This is a genomic window from Synechococcus sp. MU1655 (assembly GCF_023630655.1).
Lineage (GTDB): Bacteria > Cyanobacteriota > Cyanobacteriia > PCC-6307 > Cyanobiaceae > Synechococcus_C.
Window position 1 is genome coordinate 1 of sequence record NZ_JAKUHK010000106.1, and the last position, 6,355, is coordinate 6,355.

5 protein-coding genes are annotated in these 6,355 nt (G+C 54.0%); 2 read left to right on the top strand and 3 right to left on the bottom strand.

Annotated features, from left to right (window positions below):
* The coding region (locus NCN04_RS06330; RefSeq protein ID WP_250395537.1) for a M23 family metallopeptidase at positions 1-522 on the top strand (522 nt) is incomplete at its 5' end.
* 6 nt (positions 523-528) lie between these two features.
* Here the strand turns inward: NCN04_RS06330 and NCN04_RS06335 are convergent.
* Genes NCN04_RS06335 through NCN04_RS06345 form a run of 3 tightly spaced genes read right to left on the bottom strand, consistent with a single transcriptional unit; the run spans position 529 to position 3,596 of the window.
* Positions 529-1,281 (bottom strand): response regulator transcription factor, encoded by a 753-nt coding sequence (locus NCN04_RS06335; RefSeq protein ID WP_250395538.1) that lies wholly within the window; start codon positions 1,279-1,281, stop codon positions 529-531.
* A 37-nt stretch (positions 1,282-1,318) separates the two neighbouring features.
* Positions 1,319-2,032, bottom strand: coding sequence for an ABC transporter ATP-binding protein (locus tag NCN04_RS06340; protein ID WP_250395539.1), 714 nt, complete (start codon positions 2,030-2,032; stop codon positions 1,319-1,321).
* Entirely contained in the window at positions 2,025-3,596 is a 1,572-nt protein-coding gene (locus NCN04_RS06345) for an NAD(P)H-quinone oxidoreductase subunit N (RefSeq protein WP_048347028.1), read from the bottom strand. Before NCN04_RS06345 ends, NCN04_RS06340 begins: the two co-directional genes overlap by 8 nt.
* Positions 3,597-3,722: 126 nt before the next feature.
* Between NCN04_RS06345 and topA the strand changes: the two genes are divergently transcribed.
* Positions 3,723-6,355: type I DNA topoisomerase (gene topA, locus NCN04_RS06350; protein WP_250395540.1), on the top strand; the 2,633-nt coding region annotated here is incomplete at its 3' end.

Here is a 6,355-nt window from a genome sequence, read left to right on the forward strand (position 1 = left end):
TCGCCCAGACCTCTTGCGATCGCAGGAAATGGTGATCAACGCTTGCTCTTCCCCATCATTGGCTCTGCAATCACCACCAGTGAATTCGGAATGCGTCAACATCCCGTGATCGGCCGTTGGTTGATGCACGCAGGAAAAGACCTCGCCGCCCCAGAAGGAACGCCTGTCATTGCAGCACTCTCAGGCACGGTTATGAGTAGTGGACTCGCCGGCGGCTATGGCATCGCTGTGGAAATAGAGCACAAGTCCACCAGGCGGCGGACGCTCTATGGACATCTCTCAGAGATCTACGTGAAATCTGGACAGAAGGTCCAACAGGGTGAGGTGATCGGAAGGGTCGGAAGCACCGGCCTCAGCACTGGACCTCATCTTCATTTTGAACTGAGAATGAAGCAGGGCAACGGGTGGGTGGCAAAAAATCCTGGGGAATTTGATCTCAATCCGATTACAGCATCTGGAAGTGATGCCGTCTCGATGCTTGTTGGTCAACTCATGAACAGTCTCGAAAGAGACAAAGTCTGAACCAATTTATGAGCTCGTGGAATCATCTTCATCTCTCAAGATGAACCCAACGCCACGAACGGTATGAATCAAAGACGGAAGATCCTTATGTTCCACTTTTTGCCTTAAGTAGCGTATGTAGACATCAAGCAAATTATCGTCTCCGTAAAAGTCTTCTCCCCAGACACCCTTCATAATCTCAGACCTCTCCAATACTTTTCCGCTTCCACGCATCAAGAAGCAAAGCAGCTCATACTCCTTAACCGAAAGCTGGATTTTTTTACCAGAACGAATGACATCCCTTGTCTGGGTATTGACCGTTAACCCTCCAACTGCCAACAAGTCTGACTCGGTTTCGCTCCCTTGTGCTGAGCCGGAAAAGCCATGAGCTCTACGCTGCATCGCTCTCAACCGAGCCATCAATTCTTCGATTGAAAAAGGTTTTACCAAATAATCATCGACGCCAGCATCAAGAGCTTTAACACGGTCAGCAATATCATCGTGACCGGTCAACATCAAGATCGGAGTTGTTACTCCGCTACTACGAATTCGCTGACAAATGTCCACACCGGAAAAATCCGGAAGGTTCCAATCCAAAACAATGAGATCAGGCTCAGGCTGACTTCTAGCTTTGATCAATCCAGTGGCCCCGTCAGATGCAACCTCAACGTCATAACCTTCTACGTTCAACTCCAAACACAACAACTCCGTCAAGTGGACTTCGTCATCCACAAGCAGAATTCGAATCGTTTGATCTGAGGGTTCTGACTGCTTGGCCATTCTCAAACTTCTATCAATTTAATGAGGGGCGGGAGTGTTAAACGCGGTTTTGAGCCACACGCTCAACTTTACCGTCGCGAAAGTGAACCACAGTCTGGGCACGAGCTGCCACCTCGTCTTCATGGGTCACGAGAACAATCGTGATGCCTTGAGCGTGCAACTCATCAAACAAGTTCAAAACGTCATTCGTCGTGCGCGAATCCAAAGCACCGGTGGGCTCATCAGCGAGTAGGAGAGCTGGCTTATTGATAATCGCTCTAGCAATGGCCACCCGCTGTTGCTGACCACCCGACAGTTGATTGGGACGATTCTCCATTCTTTTGCCAAGCCCAACCTGTTGAAGCGCTGCAACAGCCCTTTGCTCACGCTCCGAGGAGGGCAGTCCGGCATAAATCATCGGAAGCATCACATTCTCCAGCGCTGTCGCATGAGGAAGGAGATGGAACTGCTGAAACACAAAGCCCAGTTCCTTGTTGCGCAGATCTGCCAACGCATCGTCATCAAGCCGCTCAACAGCATTCCCGTTGAGGCAATAGGAGCCACTGGTTGGTCGATCCAAGCAGCCAAGAACATTCATCGCTGTGCTCTTTCCTGATCCGCTCGCACCCATCACAGCCAAATAGTCACCGCGAAGTACATCAAGATCAAGTCCATTGAGGGCTTTGACCTCCGTTTCTCCTGATCCATAGACCTTGCTGACATCTCGAAGCTGAGCCACCGCTGGGCCGGCTTCATCCAAGAGATCAGCCAAGGGAGGCCCCTGAAGACGTAGCAATCGCCTGCTGCAGCAAAGGTGTGCCAGCCACCGTGCTGCTGGCCCACTCAAATAGCGGGTTGGAAAGAATTCCGCCAACGGCCGTGACCAGGACACAAAGCACAAGTGCCACTCTCAAAGGAGGAAGTCCCATCGTGGTCCAGTCGCTCGGTGGATAGGCCTTTACAACCTCTGAAGCCTCTTGAGGCTCTTTCACCACCATCATTTTGATGACGCCGATGTAGTAGTAAATCGAAACAACCGAAGTCACAAGGCCCACCACCACCAAAACGTATTGGTGGTCCGCCCAGCCAGCAAAAAACAAATAAATCTTCCCGAAGAAACCGAGCATCGGTGGAATTCCGCCGAGGGAAAGCAGGCAGAGACTCAGACCAAGCGTGATCAAGGGATCTTTCTGATAGAGGCCCGCATAGTCAGAAATGCGGTCACTGCCCGTTCTGATCGAGAACAGGATGATGCAAGCGAAAGCACCCAAGTTCATGAAGAGATAGGTGGCCATGTACAGCACCATTGCGGCAAAGCCGTCTTCAGTGCCGCACACCAGACCAATCATCACGAATCCGGCCTGTCCGATTGAGCTGTAGGCCAGCATCCTCTTCATCGAGGTCTGGGCTAATGCCACCACGTTGCCCAGCGTCATGCTGAGAATCGCCAAAACGGTGAATAGAAGTTTCCATTGCGTATCGAAACTTCCAAAACAGCCCACAAGAAGTCTCAGAGCCAGCGCAAAACCAGCTGCCTTGGAACCCACCGACAAAAACGCCACAACAGGGGTCGGAGACCCCTCATACACATCAGGTGTCCACTGGTGGAAGGGCACAGCGGCAATCTTGAATGCCACCGTGGCAAGCACAAAAACCAGCGCCAGAGCGGCCAACGGTGTGGGGCTCGTGACCAGAGCATTACCAATCACTTCCAAACTCGTTGAGCCACTCAGGCCATAGAGAAGCGAAGCTCCATACAGGAATACGGCCGCCGCAGCCGATCCCACCAGCAAATATTTGAGTGCTGCCTCTGAACTACGCGCATCACGCTTCATATAACCCGACAACAGGTAACTGGCTACGGAAAGCGTCTCGAGCGAGACGAAAACACTTACCAGATCTGTTGCACCGCAAAGCAGCATTCCGCCGAGGGTGGCGGCCAGCAGGATCGCAGCGTATTCCCCAACAGGAGTGCCACTTTGCTCGGCATATCGCCAACTAATCAGAAGCGAGAGAAGGGTTGAAAGGGCAACAACAGCACGGAAGGCAATCGCAAGGTGATCGGAAAGGAAAGCACCTAAAAATGAAGGTTCAAGGGGTGCATTCCATTGCAGGGCAAGCAGAACCAGGGCAGTACCCAAACCCGCGTAACAAATAGGGGGAACCCAACGAACTGAAACTTTTTCTCCGGCTAGATCCACCAACAACGTGGCGATCATCGCCACTAAAACAGCGGCCTCTGGTCCAACAGTGCCGGCATGCAAAGCAAGGTTGAGAAGCTCCCCAGGAGCTGCCACGGCCTGGGTGGAGAGAAGCAGAGAACCCAACTCGGGCATGGCGAGTCTGGTCAAACCAATTGGAGGGACTGTAGCTGCGCTCCTGCTCTTCCCTGAGTGAATTCCCTGATTTCGCTGCAGAAAGCTCGGCGGTGCGATAAAGAAGGAGACGGTTACCGACCCCACGTGGCGAACACCCTGGTCATCGTTGAGAGCCCCACAAAGGCACGCACCATCCGTGGATTCCTTCCCAAGGGCTATCGGGTGGAAGCTTCGATGGGCCACGTGCGGGATCTGCCGAACAACGCAAGTGAGATTCCTGCAGCCCAAAAAGGTCAGAAGTGGGCCAACCTTGGAGTCAACACTGAGGCGGACTTCGAACCCCTTTATGTGGTTCCGAAGGACAAGAAAAAAATTGTGCGCGAGCTTAAAGACGCCCTGAAAGGCGTTGATGAACTGTTGCTAGCGACTGACGAAGACCGCGAAGGAGAAAGCATCAGCTGGCATTTACTCCAGCTGTTGTCACCGAAAGTCCCGGTGAAACGGATGGTGTTTCACGAGATCACGAAAGAGGCAATCTCCCGGGCACTGGATGACACGCGTGAGCTCGATATGGAGCTGGTGCATGCCCAGGAAACCCGAAGAATCCTCGACCGATTGGTGGGCTACACACTCTCGCCTCTGTTGTGGAAGAAAGTTGCCTGGGGGCTTTCAGCCGGACGTGTTCAATCCGTGGCGGTCCGACTGCTCGTACAGCGAGAGCGGGCTAGACGCGCCTTTCGCAGCGGTAGCTACTGGGATCTGAAAGCTGCGCTCGAGCAGCAAAGCATCCGCTTTGATGCCAAGCTCACGCACCTCGGCGGAACGAAAGTCGCCACCGGCACTGACTTTGATGAAAGTACCGGCGGCCTCAAGCAGGACAGCAAGGTGCGCCTTCTGAGCGAGGACGACGCCCGCTCCCTAGCGCTTGCCCTTCAATCGTCGGATTGGAGCGTCTCCTCGGTTGAGGAAAAGCCAACGGTGCGGAGGCCCGTTCCGCCGTTCACTACCAGCACGCTGCAGCAAGAATCCAATCGCAAATTGCGTCTGTCAGCGCGGGAGACGATGCGCTGCGCTCAGGGCCTGTACGAACGCGGCTACATCACCTACATGCGCACCGATTCGGTGCATCTCTCCGATCAAGCCATTTCGGCAGCGCGCAACTGTGTGGAATCGCGCTACGGCAAGGAGTATCTGAGCAAAGGGCCCAGGCAGTTCAGCACGAAGTCACGCAATGCCCAGGAAGCTCATGAGGCGATCCGACCTTCAGGTGAAAGCTTCCGAGCTCCCTCCGAAACTGGCTTAGAAGGGCGTGATCTGTCCTTGTACGAGCTGATTTGGAAGCGAACAGTCGCGAGCCAAATGGCCGAAGCCCGACTCACCATGCTCGCGGTGGATCTCACGGTGGGAGAAGCCGTGTTCCGCTCCAATGGAAAGCGCATTGACTTCCCGGGCTTTTTCCGCGCCTACGTCGAAGGCAGCGATGACCCTGATGCAGCTTTGGAAGGTCAGGAAGTGTTGTTGCCCGCCCTCAACGTTGGTGACTCACCCAAAGTTCATGACGTCGAAGCGCTCGGACACCAAACCCAGCCACCTGCTCGCTTCAGCGAAGCTTCCCTGGTGAAAATGCTGGAGAAAGAAGGGATCGGTCGTCCTTCCACCTACGCCAGCATCATCGGCACGATTGTGGATCGAGGCTATTCCTCGCTCAACAACAATTCGCTCACACCAAGCTTCACAGCCTTTGCTGTGACCGCTCTGCTGGAAGAGCACTTCCCCGATTTGGTGGATACCGGATTTACGGCCCGCATGGAAACCACATTGGATGAAATCTCCACCGGCAAAGTGCAATGGCTGCCCTATTTGGATGGATTTTTCAAAGGGGATGAAGGACTGGAGTCCTTGGTCCAAAAACGCGAGGGAGACATCGACCCGGGAGCATCACGCACGATTGACCTCGAAGGCTTGCCCTGCGTGGTCAGAATTGGACGCTTTGGGGCTTATCTCGAATCCAAACGCGTTGGTGACGACGGAGAAGAGGAGCTCATCAAAGCAACCCTGCCCAAAGAGATCACCCCTGGTGAACTGGATCAGGAACAAGCAGAGCTCATTCTTAAGCACAAAGCGGACGGTCCAGAAGCACTCGGCGAAGATCCCGAAACAGGTGATCTCGTGTACTTGCTCTTCGGTCAGTACGGCCCCTATGTGCAGAAGGGTCAGGTCAGCGATGAGAACCCCAAGCCGAAACGGGCCTCCTTGCCAAAAGGGGTAAAGCCCGAAGATCTAACGCTGGATGAGGCACTTGGGCTGCTGCGCTTGCCCCGTCTACTCGGCGAACATCCAGAGAGCGGAAAGGTTCAGGCTGGCTTGGGTCGCTTTGGACCCTATGTGGTTTGGGACAAGGGAAAAGGCGAAAAGGACTATCGCTCTCTCAAGGGTGAAGACGACGTTCTTGCCGTTGGTCTGAGCAGAGCCCTGGAACTACTCGCGATGCCCAAACGCGGACGAGGTGGAAGGACGGCGCTCAAGGATCTAGGGAAACCGGAGGGAAGCGAAGAAACCGTGCAGGTGTTCGATGGCCCCTATGGCCTCTATGTCAAACAGGGAAAAGTGAACGCTTCATTGCCGGAAGGGAAAGGGGCCGAAGACATCACCTTGAAAGAAGCGATCGAGCTCCTCGAAGCAAAAGCCGCCACAAAAAAAACCACAAAGCGCAAAACCTCAACGACCAAGAGCACCAGCAAAGCCAAAAGCACAACCAAGAGCGCAAAAGCCAAACC

Bases quoted from the DNA above. Each gene is read 5' to 3' on its own strand.
- NCN04_RS06335 (WP_250395538.1), bottom strand. From the start codon at position 1,281: ATGGCCAAGCAGTCAGAACCCTCAGATCAAACGATTCGAATTCTGCTT.
- NCN04_RS06345 (WP_048347028.1), bottom strand. From the start codon at position 3,596: ATGCCCGAGTTGGGTTCTCTGCTTCTCTCCACCCAGGCCGTGGCAGCT.